12 protein-coding genes are annotated in these 15,319 nt (G+C 73.8%); 3 read left to right on the forward strand and 9 right to left on the reverse strand.

Translation table 11 applies throughout. The features are described 5' to 3' along the window. Positions 1 to 81: 81 nt before the first annotated feature. Positions 82 to 948 (reverse strand): acyl-CoA thioesterase, encoded by an 867-nt coding sequence (locus ACIBAI_RS06875; RefSeq protein WP_399031629.1) that lies wholly within the window; start codon positions 946 to 948, stop codon positions 82 to 84. 19 nt (positions 949 to 967) lie between these two features. Continuing rightward, positions 968 to 3,481, reverse strand: coding sequence for a DEAD/DEAH box helicase (locus tag ACIBAI_RS06880; RefSeq protein WP_399031631.1), 2,514 nt, complete (start codon positions 3,479 to 3,481; stop codon positions 968 to 970). A 145-nt stretch (positions 3,482 to 3,626) separates the two neighbouring features. Here ACIBAI_RS06880 and ACIBAI_RS06885 point away from each other — a divergent pair, with 145 nt between their 5' ends. Then, positions 3,627 to 4,421: a metal-dependent hydrolase gene (locus ACIBAI_RS06885; RefSeq protein WP_399031632.1), complete on the forward strand. Its 795-nt coding sequence runs from the start codon at positions 3,627 to 3,629 to the stop codon at positions 4,419 to 4,421. Positions 4,422 to 4,516: 95 nt separating this feature from the next. Here ACIBAI_RS06885 and ACIBAI_RS06890 read toward each other — a convergent pair whose 3' ends face one another. The 5 genes from ACIBAI_RS06890 to ACIBAI_RS06910 form a co-directional block, all read right to left on the reverse strand. Next, a complete protein-coding gene (locus tag ACIBAI_RS06890) occupies positions 4,517 to 4,789 on the reverse strand; it encodes a type B 50S ribosomal protein L31 (protein ID WP_399031634.1) in 273 nt (90 codons plus the stop codon). Between the two features lie 60 nt (positions 4,790 to 4,849). Further along, entirely contained in the window at positions 4,850 to 5,320 is a 471-nt protein-coding gene (locus ACIBAI_RS06895; protein ID WP_399031636.1) for a DUF5709 domain-containing protein, read from the reverse strand. A gap of 292 nt (positions 5,321 to 5,612) precedes the next feature. Next, a complete protein-coding gene (locus ACIBAI_RS06900) occupies positions 5,613 to 7,394 on the reverse strand; it encodes an ABC transporter ATP-binding protein (RefSeq protein ID WP_399031638.1) in 1,782 nt (593 codons plus the stop codon). After that, complete coding sequence (locus ACIBAI_RS06905) at positions 7,391 to 9,241, reverse strand: ABC transporter ATP-binding protein (RefSeq protein ID WP_399031639.1); 1,851 nt, start codon at positions 9,239 to 9,241, stop codon at positions 7,391 to 7,393. The genes ACIBAI_RS06900 and ACIBAI_RS06905 overlap by 4 nt, the downstream gene beginning before the upstream one ends. A 456-nt stretch (positions 9,242 to 9,697) precedes the next feature. Next, entirely contained in the window at positions 9,698 to 10,162 is a 465-nt protein-coding gene (locus tag ACIBAI_RS06910) for a MarR family transcriptional regulator (RefSeq protein WP_344601461.1), read from the reverse strand. Positions 10,163 to 10,316: 154 nt separating this feature from the next. On the opposite strand from ACIBAI_RS06910, the gene ACIBAI_RS06915 reads away from it, so the two are divergent. Next, positions 10,317 to 12,119, forward strand: a complete 1,803-nt coding sequence (locus ACIBAI_RS06915) for an ABC transporter ATP-binding protein (RefSeq protein WP_399031641.1) — start codon at positions 10,317 to 10,319, stop codon at positions 12,117 to 12,119. Between the two features lie 43 nt (positions 12,120 to 12,162). After that, entirely contained in the window at positions 12,163 to 13,011 is an 849-nt protein-coding gene (gene mltG, locus ACIBAI_RS06920; RefSeq protein ID WP_399031643.1) for an endolytic transglycosylase MltG, read from the forward strand. Positions 13,012 to 13,023: 12 nt separating this feature from the next. On the opposite strand, the gene ACIBAI_RS06925 is transcribed toward mltG, so the two are convergent. Both ACIBAI_RS06925 and ACIBAI_RS06930 read right to left on the reverse strand, forming a co-directional pair. Then, positions 13,024 to 14,091, reverse strand: coding sequence for an NAD(P)-binding domain-containing protein (locus ACIBAI_RS06925; protein WP_399031645.1), 1,068 nt, complete (start codon positions 14,089 to 14,091; stop codon positions 13,024 to 13,026). Between the two features lie 147 nt (positions 14,092 to 14,238). Beyond that, positions 14,239 to 15,270, reverse strand: a complete 1,032-nt coding sequence (locus ACIBAI_RS06930) for an ABC transporter substrate-binding protein (RefSeq protein ID WP_399031646.1) — start codon at positions 15,268 to 15,270, stop codon at positions 14,239 to 14,241. Positions 15,271 to 15,319: the final 49 nt, after the last annotated feature.

Here is a 15,319-nt window from a genome sequence, read left to right on the forward strand (position 1 = left end):
CCTCCGGCGCGGACCCGGAACGGAAACCGGCCAGGCGACCGGGCCGGCCGCCCGGCCTGCTGCGCCGCACGGGCTCGTGACCTACAGGGCCCGGAACAGGCCCTCCTGGACGACGGACACCAGCAGGCGTCCCTGCACGTCGTAGATCCGCCCGCGCGCCAGGCCCCGGCCGCCCGTCGCGATCGGCGACTCCTGGTCGTACAGGAACCACTCGTCCGCGCGGAACGGCCGGTGGAACCACATGGCGTGATCCAGCGACGCCATGTCGAAACCCCGCGGACCCCACAGGGGTTCCACCGGAATGCGCACGGCGTCCAGCAGGGTCATGTCGCTGGCGTAGGTCAGCGCGCAGGTGTGCACGAGCGGGTCGTCGCCCAGCGGCCCGACCGCGCGCATCCACACGGCGCTGCGCGGCTCGGCGTCCTTGATCTCCTCGGGCGTCCAGCGCAGCCGGTCCACGTAGCGGATGTCGAAGGGCTGGCGGCGGGCCATCCGTTCCAACTGCTCGGGCAGCGCGCCCAGATGCTCCCGGATCTCGTCCACGACCGACGGCAGGGACTCCGGGTCCGGAACCTCGCGGGCCGGTGGCAACTGGTGCTCGAAGCTCCCCTCCTCGGGCTTGTGGAAGGAGGCGGTGAGATTGAAGATCGTGCGGCCCTGCTGCACGGCGGTGACCCGCCGGGTCGTGAACGACCGTCCGTCCCGGACCCGCTCGACCTGGTACACGATCGGCACGCCCGGCCGGCCCGGGCGCAGGAAGTACGCGTGCAGCGAGTGCACGGGGCGGTCGCCCTCCGTGGTGCGGCCGGCGGCGACCAGGGCCTGGCCCGCCACCTGCCCGCCGAAGACCCGCTGCAGGGACTCCTGCGGGCTGCGGCCACGGAAGATGTTGACCTCGATCTGCTCCAGGTCGAGCAGGTCGACGAGTCTCTCGGCCGGATTCGTCATGGGTGGGATTCTCCTGTGCTCACAGCTGGCCGACATCGGTGACGCGGACGACCGCGCGGCCCTCCGCGTCGGAGGCCGCGAGGTCGACCTCCGCGCTGATGCCCCAGTCGTGATCGCCGTTCGGGTCGTCGAAGATCTGGCGGACGCGCCACCGGCCGTTCTCCGGCTCCTCGTCGATGACCAGCAGCTTCGGGCCGCGGGCGTCGGGACCGGTGCCGAGGTCGTCGTACTCGTCCCAGTACTTGTCCATCGCCTCGCCCCACGCCTCGGCGTCCCAGCCGGAGTCGGCGTCCATCTCGCCCAGTTCCTCCACCTGGTCCAGGGCGGCGAGCTCCACACGGCGGAACATGGCGTTGCGGACGAGGACGCGGAAGGCGCGCGCGTTGGCGGTGACCGGCTTGACCTGGTCGGCCTTCTCCTGCGCCTCCTCCGCGGTCATCTCCTGCGGGTTGGCGAGCTGCTCCCACTCGTCCAGCAGGCTGGAGTCGACCTGGCGCACCGTCTCGCCGAGCCATTCGATCAGGTCCTGCAGGTCCTCCGACTTCAGGTCGTCGGGGATGGTGTGCTCCAGGGCCTTGTAGGCGCCGGCGAGGTAGCGCAGCACGATGCCCTCGGTGCGGGCCAGCTCGTAGAAGGACACCAGCTCCGTGAAGGACAGCGCCCGCTCGTACATGTCGCGGACGACCGACTTCGGCGACAGCGGATGGTCGCCGACCCACGGATGGCTCTTGCGGTAGGTGTTGTACGCGTGGAAGAGCAGCTCCTCCAGCGGCTTCGGGTACGTGATGTCCTGGAGGCGCTCCATGCGCTCCTCGTACTCGACGCCGTCCGCCTTCATCGCGGCCACGGCCTCGCCGCGCGCCTTGTTCTGCTGGGCGGCGAGGATCTGCCGCGGGTCGTCCAGCGTGGACTCCACGACGGACACCATGTCCAGCGCGTACGACGGCGACTCGGGGTCCAGCAGCTCGAACGCGGCCAGCGCGAAGGTGGACAGCGGCTGGTTCAGCGCGAAGTCCTGCTGCAGGTCCACGGTGAGCCGGACGATGCGGCCCTGGGCGTCCGGCTCGTCCAGCTTCTCCACGACACCGCCGTCCAGCAGCGAGCGGTGGATGGCGATCGCCCGCCGGATGTGCCGCAGTTGCTGCTTGCGCGGCTCGTGGTTGTCCTCCAGCAGCCGGCGCATCGCCTCGAAGGCGTTGCCGGGCCGGGCGATCACCGACAGCAGCATGGTGTGCGTGACCCGGAAGCGGGAGGTGAGCGGCTCCGGTTCGGACTCGATGAGCTTCTCGAAGGTCTTCTCCGTCCACCCGACGAACCCTTCGGGCGCCTTCTTGCGGACGACCTTCCGCCGCTTCTTCGGGTCGTCGCCGGCCTTGGCGAGGGCCTTCTCGTTCTCGATGACGTGCTCGGGGGCCTGCGCGACGACGAAGCCCTCCGTGTCGAAGCCCGCGCGTCCGGCCCGGCCGGCGATCTGGTGGAACTCACGGGCGCGCAGCGTGCGCACCCGGCTGCCGTCGTACTTGGTGAGGGCGGTGAACAGCACCGTGCGGATCGGCACGTTGACGCCCACGCCGAGGGTGTCCGTACCGCAGATGACCTTCAGCAGACCGGCCTGGGCGAGTTTCTCCACCAGACGCCGGTACTTGGGCAGCATGCCGGCGTGGTGGACGCCGATGCCGTGCCGGACGTAACGGGAGAGGTTGCGGCCGAACTTCGTGGTGAAGCGGAAGTTGCCGATCAGCTCGGCGATCCGGTCCTTCTCCTCGCGCGAGCACATGTTGATGCTCATCAGCGCCTGCGCCCGCTCCACGGCCTGCGCCTGCGTGAAGTGCACGATGTAGACGGGGGCCTGCCGCGCCTCCAGCAGGTCGGTGAGGGTCTCGGTGAGCGGGGTGTAGCGGTACTCGTAGGAGAGCGGCACCGGCCGGGTCGCCGAGCGGACCACCGCCGTGGGGCGGCCCGTGCGGCGGGTGAGGTCCTTCTCGAAGAAGGAGACGTCGCCGAGCGTGGCCGACATCAGGACGAACTGCGCCTGCGGCAGCTCCAGCAGCGGAATCTGCCAGGCCCAGCCGCGGTCCGGCTCCGCGTAGAAGTGGAACTCGTCCATGACGACCTGGCCGACGTCCGCGTCCCTGCCGTCGCGCAGCGCGATCGACGCCAGCACCTCGGCGGTGCAGCAGATGACGGGCGCGTCGGCGTTGACGGACGCGTCGCCGGTGAGCATGCCGACGTTCTCGGTGCCGAAGAGCTTGCACAGTTCGAAGAACTTCTCCGACACCAGCGCCTTGATCGGGGCCGTGTAGAAGGTGACCTCGTCCCGGGCCAGCGCGGCGAAGTGGGCTCCCGCGGCGATCATGCTCTTGCCGGAGCCGGTGGGCGTCGACACGATCACGTTCGCCCCGGAGACCACCTCGATCAGCGCCTCCTCCTGGTGGGGGTAGAGCGTGAGGCCGCGCTCCTCGGCCCACGACTCGAAGGCTTCGTACAGGGCGTCGGGGTCGGCGGTCGGCGGGAGCTGATCGATGAGGGTCACGCCCCCATCTTGCCTGGCCTCCTCCCCGATACGGCAATCGGCTGCCCGTTCGAAGATCGCGAACGCTACGCTGTGTCGCCGGCGGAGCGTCGACGCGCCCGGCCGGCCGGGCAGCGGCACACGAGGAATGGGGCGGGCAACGGCGATGATGGGACCAGCACACTCACTGTCGGGTGCCGCGGCCTGGCTCGGCGTCGGGGCGGCGACCGCAGCGGCCGGGCACCCGATGCCCTGGCCGGTCCTCCTGTGCGGCGCCCTGATCTGCGCCGGAGCCGCGCTCGCACCCGACCTGGACCACAAGGCGGCCACCATCTCGCGGGCCTTCGGACCGCTGTCGCGCCGACTGTGCGAGATCGTGGACAAGCTCTCCTACGCCGTCTACAAGGCCACGAGGAAGCAGGGCGACCCGCGCCGCTCCGGCGGGCACCGCACGCTCACGCACACCTGGCTGTGGGCGGTCCTGATCGGCGCGGGCTGCTCCGCCCTGGCGATCACCGGGGGCCGCTGGGCGGTGCTGGCGATCCTCTTCGTGCACATGGTGCTCGCCATCGAGGGCCTGCTGTGGCGGGCGACCCGGGGCTCCAGCAGCGACGTGCTGGTCTGGCTGCTGGCCGCGACCAGCGCGTGGATCCTGGTGGGGACCCTCGACCAGCCGGGCAACGGGTCGGACTGGCTGTTCACGGAGCCCGGCCAGGAGTACCTGTGGCTGGGCCTGCCGATAGTGCTGGGCGCACTGGTGCACGACATCGGGGACGCGCTGACCGTCTCGGGCTGCCCGATACTGTGGCCCATCCCGGTCGGCCGGAAGCGCTGGTACCCGGTCGGGCCGCCGAAGGCCATGCGGTTCCGGGCGGGCAGCTGGGTCGAGCTGAAAGTGCTGATGCCGGCGTTCATGGTGCTCGGCGGAGTGGGCTGCGCGGCGGCGCTCAACGTCATCTGAGACCCGGGGCCGGCTCCGCGGCTTGGACCGGGCCGGCCCGCGAGCACCCGCCCGGGCCCGCTCGCGAACCCCTGCCCGGGCTTCTCCCCGGCGGCTCAGCCCGTGCCGCCGCCGGTGCCCCGGCCCTCGCCGCCGTAGCGCCGTTCGAACCGGGCGATGCGGCCCTCGGAGTCCACGGTGCGGGCCTTGCCGGTGTAGAAGGGGTGGCTCTCCGAGGAGATCTCCACGTCCACGACCGGGTAGGTCTCCCCGTCGTCCCAGGCGATGGTCTGGTCGCTGGTCGCCGTGGACCGGGTCAGGAAGGCGTAGCCGGCGGCGCGGTCGCGGAAGACGACGGGGTGGTAGTCGGGGTGCGTGTCCTGGCGCATGGCTGCTCCTTGCTCGGCGCGGGTCGGGGCGGCGCGGGGACGGCGGAGCCGGCCGCGAGGTCAGCCGGGCAGGGCGTCCTCGTCGACGATGTGTACCGCGGCCTCCTCCGCGGAGGCGGCGGCGCCGTCGATGCCGACGTCCGTGGCGATCAGCGCGGGCTCGTCGTCCTCGTGCGTGCCCTCGTCGGGTGCCACGAGCCGGCCGGAGCGAACCGCGCCGACCTCGTTGTCCAGGAGTTCGCCGTCGGTGCCCTCGCAGTCGCCGAGTCCGTCGCCGCCGGGTGCGACGGGATCCGGCACCTCCTCGGCGAGCCGCTGCTCCAGCGTCTCGCCGCGCAGGCGCTCCGCGGCCGTCACGCCGATGTGCTCCACGGCCCAGGGCCGCTCCGGGGGCGACCAGCCCGGATCGAGGGGATCGTCGACGCCCTCGTAAGCCAGGGTGTCCTGTGTGTCGAGCAACCCCGCGTCATCCACCTGCTCGGATCCGTCGGGCTGGTAGACGTCGTCTCCCCATCCGTCGGCGCTGTTCACGGGTACCTCCAGGGGGTGGGACGGGCGCCTTCTCACTGCGGATCGCGGTCGGCCGCCGCCGCGCGGGGCACTGGCGTCGCCCGTCGCCGGACCGAGAGGTTCCCGGGCGCCCCCGAACCGGTGCCTCTCCCCAGCCTTCCACCCGGGTTCGGCACCGCGCAACGGCACGGGCCCGGGCCGGGGAGCGAGCGTTCCGGGTGCGCGCCGCACCGCCCCCGGCCCGCTCCGGTCCGGGCCCGTGCCGCTCCGGTCCGGCCCCGGTCCACCCGGCCCGGCACTTCGGCCGGTCCCGTCACCCGTGCCAGGACCGCCACAGCGCCGCGTAGGCGCCGTCCGCCGCCACCAGCTCGTCATGGCTGCCGAGCTCGCTGATGCGGCCGTTCTCGACGACGGCGATGACGTCCGCGTCGTGGGCGGTGTGCAGGCGGTGGGCGATGGCGACGACGGTGCGGCCGTCCAGGACGCGGGCCAGGGACCGTTCCAGGTGGCGTGCCGCCCGGGGATCGAGCAGGGAGGTCGCCTCGTCCAGGACCAGGGTGTGCGGATCGGCCAGCACCAGGCGGGCCAGCGCGATCTGCTGGGCCTGGGCCGGGGTGAGCGCCATACCGCCCGAGCCGACCTCGGTGTCCAGGCCGTCGCCGAGTGCCCGGGCCCAGCCGTCCGCGTCGACCGCGCCCAGCGCCGCCCACAGCTCGGCGTCGGTGGCGCCGGTGCGGGCGAGCCGGAGGTTGTCCCGCAGGGAGCCCACGAAGACGTGGTGCTCCTGGTTGACCAGGGCGACGTGGGAGCGGACCCGTTCCGCGGTCATCCGGGACAGTTCGGCGCCCCCGAGGGTGACCCGGCCGGCCCGCGGCCCGTAGACGCCGGCGAGCAGCCTGCCCAGGGTGGACTTGCCCGCGCCCGAGGGGCCGACCAGCGCCAGCCTGGTGCCGGGAGCGACCCTCAGGGACACCTCGCGCAGGACGTCGACGCCCTCCCGGTAGCCGAAGCGCACCCGGTCGGCGTGCACGTGGCGGCCGTCGGGGACCAGTTCCGGGTCGCCGGCGTCCGGCTCGATGTCCCGGACCCCGACCAGCCGGGCCAGCGACACCTGCGCCACCTGCAGCTCGTCGTACCAGCGCAGGATCAGCCCCACGGGATCGACGAGCATCTGGGCGATCAGCGCGCCCGTGGTCAGCTGCCCGATCCCGATCCAGCCCCGCAGCACGAACACCCCGCCGACCATGAGGACGGAGGCGAGCACCGTCACATGCGTGACGTTGACGACCGGGAAGAGCACCGAACGCAGCCAGAGCGTGTAACGCTCCCAGGCCGTCCACTCCTTGATCCGGCGCTCCGACAGCTCGACGCGGCGCGGACCGAGCCGGTGGGCCTCGACGGTGCGCCCGGCGTCCACGGTCTCGGCGAGCGCGGCGGCCACGGCGGCGTACCCGGCGGCCTCCGAGCGGTACGCGGAGGGAGCCCGCCGGAAGTACCAGCGGCAGCCGGCCACCAGCAGCGGCACGGCGATCAGCACGGCCGGCGCCAGCGGCGGAGCCGTCACCACGAGCCCGCCCAGCAGCAGCGCCGCCCACACCACGCCGATCACCAGCTGGGGCACGGCCTCGCGCATGGCGTTGGCGAGCCGGTCGATGTCGGTGGTGATCCGGGACAGCAGGTCGCCCGTCCCGGCCCGCTCCAGGACGCCCGGCGGCAGCCCGACCGACCGGACGAGGAAGTCCTCGCGCAGGTCGGCCAGCATCCGCTCGCCGAGCATCGCGCCGCGCAACCGCACCTGCCGTACGAACGCGGCCTGGAGCGCCAGCGCCACCACGAACAGCGTGGCGGTCAGCCCGAGGCGCAGCTCCCGGGCGCCGTCCGACACCCGCTCCACCAGCCCGCCCAGCAGGTAGGGGCCCGCCATGGAGGCGGCCACGGCGACGGTGTTGACGGTAACGAGGACCAGGAACGCCCGGCGGTGCCGGCGCAGCAGCTCGGCCACGTAGGCGCGTACGGTCGCGGGGGCGCCGACGGGCAGGGTGTGCGCCGTGGTCGGGGCCGCCGGGTCGTACGCCGGGGGCGCCACGCCGATCATGCTGTCTCCTCGATCTCTTCCAGCTCTTCCAGTTCCCGCAGTTCCTCGAGCGCGTCGTGCAGGGCGTCCCCGTCGGCGCGGGAGGCGTCGCCGGCGCCCGCCCGGCGGGCGGTCTCCTCGTCGGTCTCGCGGGTCACCACGGCCCGGTACCGGGGCTCGGTGCGCACGAGCTCGCGGTGGGTGCCGGCCGCCGCGACCGCGCCCCCGTGCAGGAACACGACCCGGTCGGCGCGGTCCAGCAGCAGCGGCGAGGAGGTGAACACCACGGTCGTGCGCCCCGCCCGCAGGCTGCGCACGCCCTGAGCGACACGCGCCTCGGTGTGCGAGTCGACGGCGGAGGTCGGCTCGTCCAGGACCAGCACCTCCGGGTCCGCGACCAGCGACCGGGCCAGCGCGAGCCGCTGGCGCTGGCCGCCCGACAGGGACCGGCCGCGTTCGGTGATCCGGGCGTCCATCGGGTCCTCGGCGCCGAGCGACCCCTGCGCCAGCGCCGCCAGCACGTCCTCGCACTGCGCGGCCGCCAGCGCCTGCCGGGCGCTCACCTGGCCCGAGGCGGGCACGTCGAGCAGCTCGCGCAGGGACCCGGAGAGCAGCACCGGGTCCTTGTCCTGCACCAGGACGGCCGTACGGGCGGAGTCGAGCGGCAGCTCGTCCAGCGGCACGTCGCCGAGCAGCACCGAGGCGCCCTCCTCCGCGGGGTGCCCGCCGAGCCGTTCGGCCAGCCGGCCGGCCGCGTCGGGATCGCCGCACACCACGGCGGTGAGCCGGCCGGCGGGCGCGAGCAGACCGGTGGCCGGGTCGTACAGGTCGCCGGCCGGGACGCCGGCCGCGCGGGAGCCCGCGGTGTCCGTGGCCCGCTCCAGTGCCAGCACGCGCGCGGCCCGCTTGGCCGAGGGCCGCGAGAAGGAGTAGGCCATCGCGATCTCCTCGAAGTGCCGCAGCGGATAGGTGAGGATCATGACCGAGCTGTAGGCGGTGACCAGTTCGCCGACGGTGATCCGGCCCTCGCGGGCCAGCTGGACGCCGTACCAGACGACCGCGATCAGCAGCAGTCCCGGCAGCAGCACCTGGATCGCGGCGATCAGGGACCACATGCGGGCGCTGCGCACGGCCGCGTGACGGACCTCCTGGGAGGCGCGGCGGTAGCGGTCGAGGAACAGTTCCTCACCGCCGATGCCGCGCAGCACCCGCAGGCCGGCGACGGTGTCCGAGGCCAGTTCGGTGGCGCGGCCCGCCTTCTCCCGCTGGACGTCGGCGCGCCGGGTCGCCCGGGGCAGCAGCGGCAGTACCGCGACGGCCAGCACGGGCAGGCCCACGGCGACGACCACGCCGAGCGCCGGCTGGTAGACGAGCAGGCCCGCGCAGACCAGGACGACGGTGAGCGCGGCCGCGGTGAACCGGGAGGTGGCCTCCACGAACCAGCCGATCTTCTCGACGTCGCCGGTGGACACGGACACGACCTCACCGGCCGCGACGCGCCGGGTCAGCGCCGAGCCCAGCCGGGCGGCCTTGCGGGCCAGCAGCTGCTGGACCCGGGCCGCGGCCGTGATCCAGTTGGTGACGGCGGCGCGGTGCAGGAAGGTGTCCCCGAGCGCGGTGGCCACGCCGCACAGGGCGAGCAGCCCGCCCGCGAGGGCGAGCCGTGCGCCGGAGCGGTCCACGACGGCCTGGACGGCGATCCCGACGCAGAACGGCAGCGCGGAGACGGCCCCGAAGTGCAGCAGGCCCCAGGCCAGCGACCGGAGCTGACCGCCCAGCTGGTTGCGGAAGAGCCACCACAGGAACCGGGGGCCCGAGCGCGCGTCCGGCACGCCCGGGTCGGGGTACGGAAGATCTTGAATCTGCATGACGTCCCAGTGGCTCGTGTCAGGGGTGGCGGAAGCCGCGGGGCGCGGCATCGGACGGGCAGGGCGAGCGGCGGCTGCCGGCGGCAGCAAACTGTGACAGGTTCGCGTCGCGGCGTGGTCGAAATCAAACGGTTTTCCAGACGCGTGCGCGGATCCGGCTGCCGGGGGACGCCGGACTCCCGTTCCTGCCGCCGCGCGTGCCGCCGGCGACGGCGAGCGCGCCCGCTCCGCCACTCACGCGCCCGGTCCCGAGCACCGCGTCGGCACGCGGGGCGGCCGCCGGCCGGCCGTCGCCGGATACGGCGGCGCCTTCCGCGGCCGTGCGACGACCACCCTCGGCCGCTCACCCGCCCACACCGCCGGACCGGCGGCGGGACCGCGGCCGCCGAGCGCCCGGGGGCGGGACGGTCCGCGCACCGGTGCGGGCCGCCGCCGCGGTGGCGGCGGCCCGTCGCGTCATGCGGGCGCGTCCCCGCAGCGCTCGGCCGCCGGTCCGTCGACCAGTGTGTCCAGCAGCCCTCCGAGCAGCGCCCGCTGTCCGTCCGTCAGCGGCGCCAGGATCTCCTCCGCGGCCGACCTGCGCGCGGCGTGCAGCTCCCGCAGGGTCGCGCGGCCGTCGTCCGTGAGCTCTATCCGGATCACGCGGCGGTTGGCCGGGTCCGGGACGCGGCGTACCTTTCCGGCCGTCTCCAGCGCGTCGACCAGCGTCGTCACGGCCCGCGGCACCACCTCCAGGCGTGCGGCCAGGTCCGCCATCCGGGGCGGCGAGCCGTAGTGCGCCAGGGTGCGCAGCAGCCGGGACTGGGCCGGGGTGACGCCGAGGCCGCGCTGCTCCAGGTGCCGTTTCTGGATGCGGTGCACCCGGCGGGTGAGCCGCAGCAACTGCTCGGCGAGCAGGCCGTCGGAATCGGGGCTGGTCATGCGGGAACAATATCAGGACGGTGTTCATTGTGAGTGTAGGTAACAATGAGCTACGATCCGTCGGTCGGCGACGTGCGGCCGGCCGACGGCGCGACGCCGGTCGCCGACGTGTCCCTCCTCCGGCGCCCCCGCCGCCCGATCCCCGTAGGAGCCCATGCATCCCGACCGCGAACCCGTCTGGACCCCGCCCGCCGACCCGCCGGACCAGCCCCGGCAGATGCGCCGCATCCTGCGGCTCTTCCGCCCCTACCGCGGCCGGCTCGCGGTCGTCGGCCTGCTGGTCGGCGCCTCGTCGCTGGTCACGGTCGCCTCGCCGTTCCTGCTGAAGGCGATCCTCGACGTCGCGATCCCCGAGGGCCGCACCGGCCTGCTCACGCTGCTCGCCCTCGGCATGATCCTCGGCGCCGTCCTCACCAGCGTCTTCGGCGTACTGCAGACCCTGATCTCCACGACGGTCGGCCAGCGCGTCATGCACGATCTGCGCACCGCCGTCTACGGCCGGCTGCAGCGCATGTCGCTCGCCTTCTTCACCCGCACCCGCACCGGCGAGGTCCAGTCCCGCATCGCCAACGACATCGGCGGCATGCAGGCCACCGTCACCTCCACCGCCACCTCCCTGGTCTCCAACGCGACCAGCGTGGTCGCCACGATCGCCGCGATGGTCGCCCTCGACTGGCGGCTGACCGTCGTCTCGCTGCTGCTGCTCCCCGTCTTCGTGTGGATCAGCCGCCGCGTCGGCGACGAGCGCCGGAAGATCACCACCCGGCGGCAGAAGCAGATGGCCGCGATGGCCGCCACGGTCACCGAGTCGCTCTCGGTCAGCGGCATCCTGCTCGGCCGCACCATGGGCCGCTCCGACTCGCTCACCCGGTCCTTCGCCGAGGAGTCCGAGCGCCTGGTCGACCTGGAGGTCCGGTCGAACATGGCGGGCCGCTGGCGGATGGCCGTCATCACGATCGTCATGGCCGCGATGCCCGCCGTCATCTACTGGACCGCCGGCCTGGCCCTGCACTTCGGCGGCCCGGAGGTCTCCATCGGCACCATCGTCGCCTTCGTCTCGCTGCAGCAGGGGCTGTTCCGCCCGGCCGTCAGCCTGCTCGGCACCGGCGTCCAGATCCAGGCCTCGCTCGCGCTCTTCCAGCGGATCTTCGAGTACCTGGACCTGCCCGTCGACATCACCGAGCGCGAACAGCCGGTCCGCCTGGACCGGATCAGGGGCGAGGTCCGCTTCGAGAACGTGGAGTTCCGCTACGGCGACGACAGCGGCCCGGTCCTCGACGGCATCGACCTGACCGTCCCCGCGGGCGGCAGCCTCGCCGTCGTCGGCCCCACCGGCGCCGGCAAGTCCACGCTCGGCTACCTGGTGCCGCGGCTGTACGACGTGACGGGCGGCCGGGTCACCCTCGACGGGACCGACGTGCGCGACCTGGACTTCGACACCCTGGCCCGCGCGGTCGGCGTCGTCTCGCAGGAGACGTACCTCTTCCACGCCTCGGTCGCCGAGAACCTGCGCTTCGCCAAGCCGGACGCCACCGACGAGGAACTGGTCGCGGCGGCGCGGGCGGCCCAGATCCACGACCACATCGCGTCCCTGCCCGACGGCTACGACACGGTCGTCGGCGAGCGCGGCCACCGCTTCTCCGGCGGCGAGAAACAGCGCCTGGCCATCGCCCGCACCATCCTGCGCGACCCGCCCGTCCTCATCCTCGACGAGGCGACCAGCGCCCTGGACACCCGCACGGAGGCCGCCGTCCAGGAGGCCATCGACGCCCTGTCGGCCGACCGCACCACGCTCACCATCGCGCACCGCCTGTCCACCGTCCGCGGCGCCGACCAGATCGTGGTCCTCGACTCCGGGCGCGTGGTCGAACGCGGCACGCACGAGGAGCTGCTGGAACGGAACGGGCGCTATGCGGAACTGGTCCGCAGGGACGCCCGACTGGAGCCGACAAGATGAAAATATGCCAGGTTTGTCGTTATTCGGGGGTTACCGTGCCCGCATGCAGACGAACACTCCGCCACGGAGCACGAGGAGCACGGTCCGACTGACGCGCCGGGGCCGTATCGTCCTGATCGCGACCGGAGCCGTCGTGGCCGGCACCGCCGTGGCGGTGCCGCTGCTGTCCCCGGCGGACGAGGGCGACAGCCGTCCCAGGACCCTGGCCGTCCCGGCGGGCCGGCGGGCGAGCCAGGTCTACGCGGCCGTCGACAAGGCGCTCGCCCTGCCCGCCGGCACCACCGGGAAGTCCCTCGCGAAGGCCCGGCTGAGACTGCCGGACGAAGCCGGGGGCAACCCCGAGGGCTACCTCTTCCCGGGAACGTATCCGCTCGACGGGAAGACGACGCCGGAGCGGCTGCTGTCGGCCATGGCCGACACCGCCGGCAAGAAGTTCAACGGCGCCCCGATCGCCGCCGGCGCGCAGCGCAACGCGATGAACGTCTACCAGGCGGTCATCATCGCGAGCATCGTGCAGGCCGAGGCCGCCACCGAGGCCGACATGGGCAAGGTGGCCCGGGTGATCTTCAACCGCCTGGAGCGGGGCATGCCGCTGCAGATGGACTCCACCGTCAATTACGCGCTGGGCCGCGCCCCCCGCGGGACGCCCCGGGGCGACACCCGCGTCGAGAGCCCGTACAACACCTACCAGCGCATGGGACTGCCGCCCACGCCCATCGCCAACCCCGGCGAGGAGGCGCTGCGCGCCGTGATCAACCCGACGCCGGGCGACTGGCTGTACTTCGTCACGGTCAGGCCGGGCGACACCCGCTTCACCGCCGACCACGCCGAGCACCGGCGCAACCTCGCCGAGTCCGACCACGGCCGCCGGAGTTCGCCCGCCCCCCGCTGACCCGGCGGGACCTCACGCGGCGGCGGGCTCCCCGGCCAGCAGCCTCCTGATGTCCCGCACGGCCGCGCGGCCCGCCCGGTTGGCGCCGACGGTGCTGGCCGAGGGGCCGTATCCGACGAGGTGGATCCGCGGGTCGGCGGCCACCCGCGTCCCCTCCATGCGGATGCCGCCGCCCGGCTCGCGCAGCCCGAGCGGGGCCAGGTGGGCGAGGGCGGGCCGGAACCCGGTCGCCCACAGGATGACGTCGGCGGACACGTGCCCGCCGCCCTCCCACGCGACCCCGTCGGGCGTGATCCGGTCGAACATGGGCTGCCGGTCGAGCACTCCGTCCGCGATGCCCTGCCGGATCGCGTCGTTCAGCGGCAGCCCGGTCACCGACACCACACTCCTCGGCGGCAGCCCCCGCCGCACCCGGTCCGCCACGAGCGCGACCGCCGCCCGGCCCGCGTCCTCGTCGAAGGGCCCCTCGCGGAACACCGGCGGCCGCCTGGTCACCCAGGTGGTGGCGGCCGCGTACGGCGCGATCTCCAGCAGGTGCTGGGTGCCGGACGCGCCCCCGCCCACCACGACCACCCGCAGCCCGGCGAACTCCTCGGGCCCGGTGTACTGCGCGGTGTGCAGCTGCCGCCCGCGGAAGGTCTCCTGGCCCGGGTAGCGCGGCCGGAACGGCCGGTCCCAGGTGCCGGTCGCGTTGATCAGCGCCCGCGCCGCCCAGTCCCCGGCCGAGGTCTCCACGACCAGCCGCCCGCCGGTCCCCTCGCGCACGGCGCGCACGTCGACGGGGCGCCGTACCCGCAGGTCGAAGGTCTGCTCGTAGGCCGCGAAGTACTCGGCGACGACCTCGGAGGACGGGCGCGCGGGATCGGCGCCGGTCAGTTCCATGCCCGGCAGGGAGTGCACGCCGTGCACCTTGCCGTAGGTCAGCGACGGCCAGCGGAACTGCCAGGCGCCGCCCGGTCCGGGGGAGTGGTCCAGCACCACGAAGCCGCGCCCCGGCTCGAACCCGGAGCGCCGCAGGTGATAGGCGCCGGCCAGACCGGCCTGGCCGGCGCCTATGACGACGACCTCGGTGTTGTTCACATGTCCGCCAACCCCGCCGGGGCCGTGGATCTTCCCGCGGGGTCGGCGTCCGCCCGCGGCCGGCAGCGGAACACCGGCCCGGACGGGTCGTGCCCCGGGCGGTCCCGAACCGGCCGCCTCGGCCCCCGGCGGAGGCGCGCGGTCGTGTCAGGAGCCCTCCGAAGGGCGGGCCGGGGTGGTCGACGGCGGCAGGTCGCCGTTGAACCGGGTGTCGGTGAAGTCGCCGAAGTCGACCTTGCGCGGGATGAGCTCCAGCTCGGCGAACGTGTCCGCGATCTCCTGCTCGGAGGCGATGAGCGGCTCGTCGACCGCGACCGCGATCCGGGTGGCGTAGGTCCGCTTCACCGCGGCCAGCGCCACGTCCTCGGGCAGCCCGGTGTCCTCCGCCCAGACCTTCGCCCACTCCTCCTGGTGGCCGTACACCCACGCGTAGGCGCGCCGCAGCCGTTCCAGGTAGTCCTCGACGGCGGCGGCCTTCTTCTCGTCCCGCAGCGCGCTCGGCGCCGCCACCTGGAAGGTGAGCCCGTTGGTCACCCCCTCGCCGGTGGTCAGGACCCGGCCCTGCTTCGCCTTCAGCACCTGCGAGGTGTACGGGTCCCACACCGCCCAGGCGTCGACCTTGCCGGAGGTGAACGCGGCGAGCGCGTCGGCGGGCTGGAGGTACTCGACCTCGACGTCGCCGAGGCCCAGCCCGGCCTTCTCCAGGGACGCCACCAGCTGGTAGTGCGCGGAGGAGCCCTGCGCCACGGCGACCGACCTGCCCTTCAGCTCGGCGGGCTCCCGCAGCGGCGAACCGTTCGGCACGAGGACGGCGTCGCCCGCGGACGTGCCGTGCCACGCGGCCACCACCGAGATCCTCGAGCCGGCGCCGGCCGCGAAGACCGGCGGCGTGTTGCCCACGCCGCCGATGTCGACGGCCCCGGCGTTGACGGCCTCCAGCAGCGGCGGACCGGAGGTGAACGTGGACCACTCGATCCTGTAGTCGAGGTCCTTCAGCTCCCCGGCGGCCCGCAGGACGGCCTCCGAACCGCCCTTCTGGTCACCGACGGTGAGCGTGACGGAGCCCCGGCCGTCGGTCCCGTCGCCCGGGGAGGCGGTGGCGGCCGGGTTCCCGCCGCAGGCGGTGAGCAGGAGGGCGAGGGGCAGGAGCAGGGCGGCGGGGACGAGGCGTCGTCGCATGGCGGATCCGTTCGGGTAGGGGGAACCGGAGGTCGGACGGGGCGCGGGG

The organism is Streptomyces sp. NPDC051041 (assembly GCF_044456065.1).
Classification (GTDB): domain Bacteria; phylum Actinomycetota; class Actinomycetes; order Streptomycetales; family Streptomycetaceae; genus Streptomyces; species Streptomyces glaucus.

Bases quoted from the DNA above. Each gene is read 5' to 3' on its own strand.
- ACIBAI_RS06875 (WP_399031629.1), bottom strand. From the start codon at position 948: ATGACGAATCCGGCCGAGAGACTCGTCGACCTGCTCGACCTGGAGCAG.
- ACIBAI_RS06885 (WP_399031632.1), top strand. From the start codon at position 3,627: ATGATGGGACCAGCACACTCACTGTCGGGTGCCGCGGCCTGGCTCGGC.
- ACIBAI_RS06890 (WP_399031634.1), bottom strand. From the start codon at position 4,789: ATGCGCCAGGACACGCACCCCGACTACCACCCCGTCGTCTTCCGCGAC.
- ACIBAI_RS06900 (WP_399031638.1), bottom strand. From the start codon at position 7,394: ATGATCGGCGTGGCGCCCCCGGCGTACGACCCGGCGGCCCCGACCACG.
- ACIBAI_RS06905 (WP_399031639.1), bottom strand. From the start codon at position 9,241: ATGCAGATTCAAGATCTTCCGTACCCCGACCCGGGCGTGCCGGACGCG.
- ACIBAI_RS06910 (WP_344601461.1), bottom strand. From the start codon at position 10,162: ATGACCAGCCCCGATTCCGACGGCCTGCTCGCCGAGCAGTTGCTGCGG.
- ACIBAI_RS06915 (WP_399031641.1), top strand. From the start codon at position 10,317: ATGCATCCCGACCGCGAACCCGTCTGGACCCCGCCCGCCGACCCGCCG.
- mltG (WP_399031643.1), top strand. From the start codon at position 12,163: ATGCAGACGAACACTCCGCCACGGAGCACGAGGAGCACGGTCCGACTG.
- ACIBAI_RS06930 (WP_399031646.1), bottom strand. From the start codon at position 15,270: ATGCGACGACGCCTCGTCCCCGCCGCCCTGCTCCTGCCCCTCGCCCTC.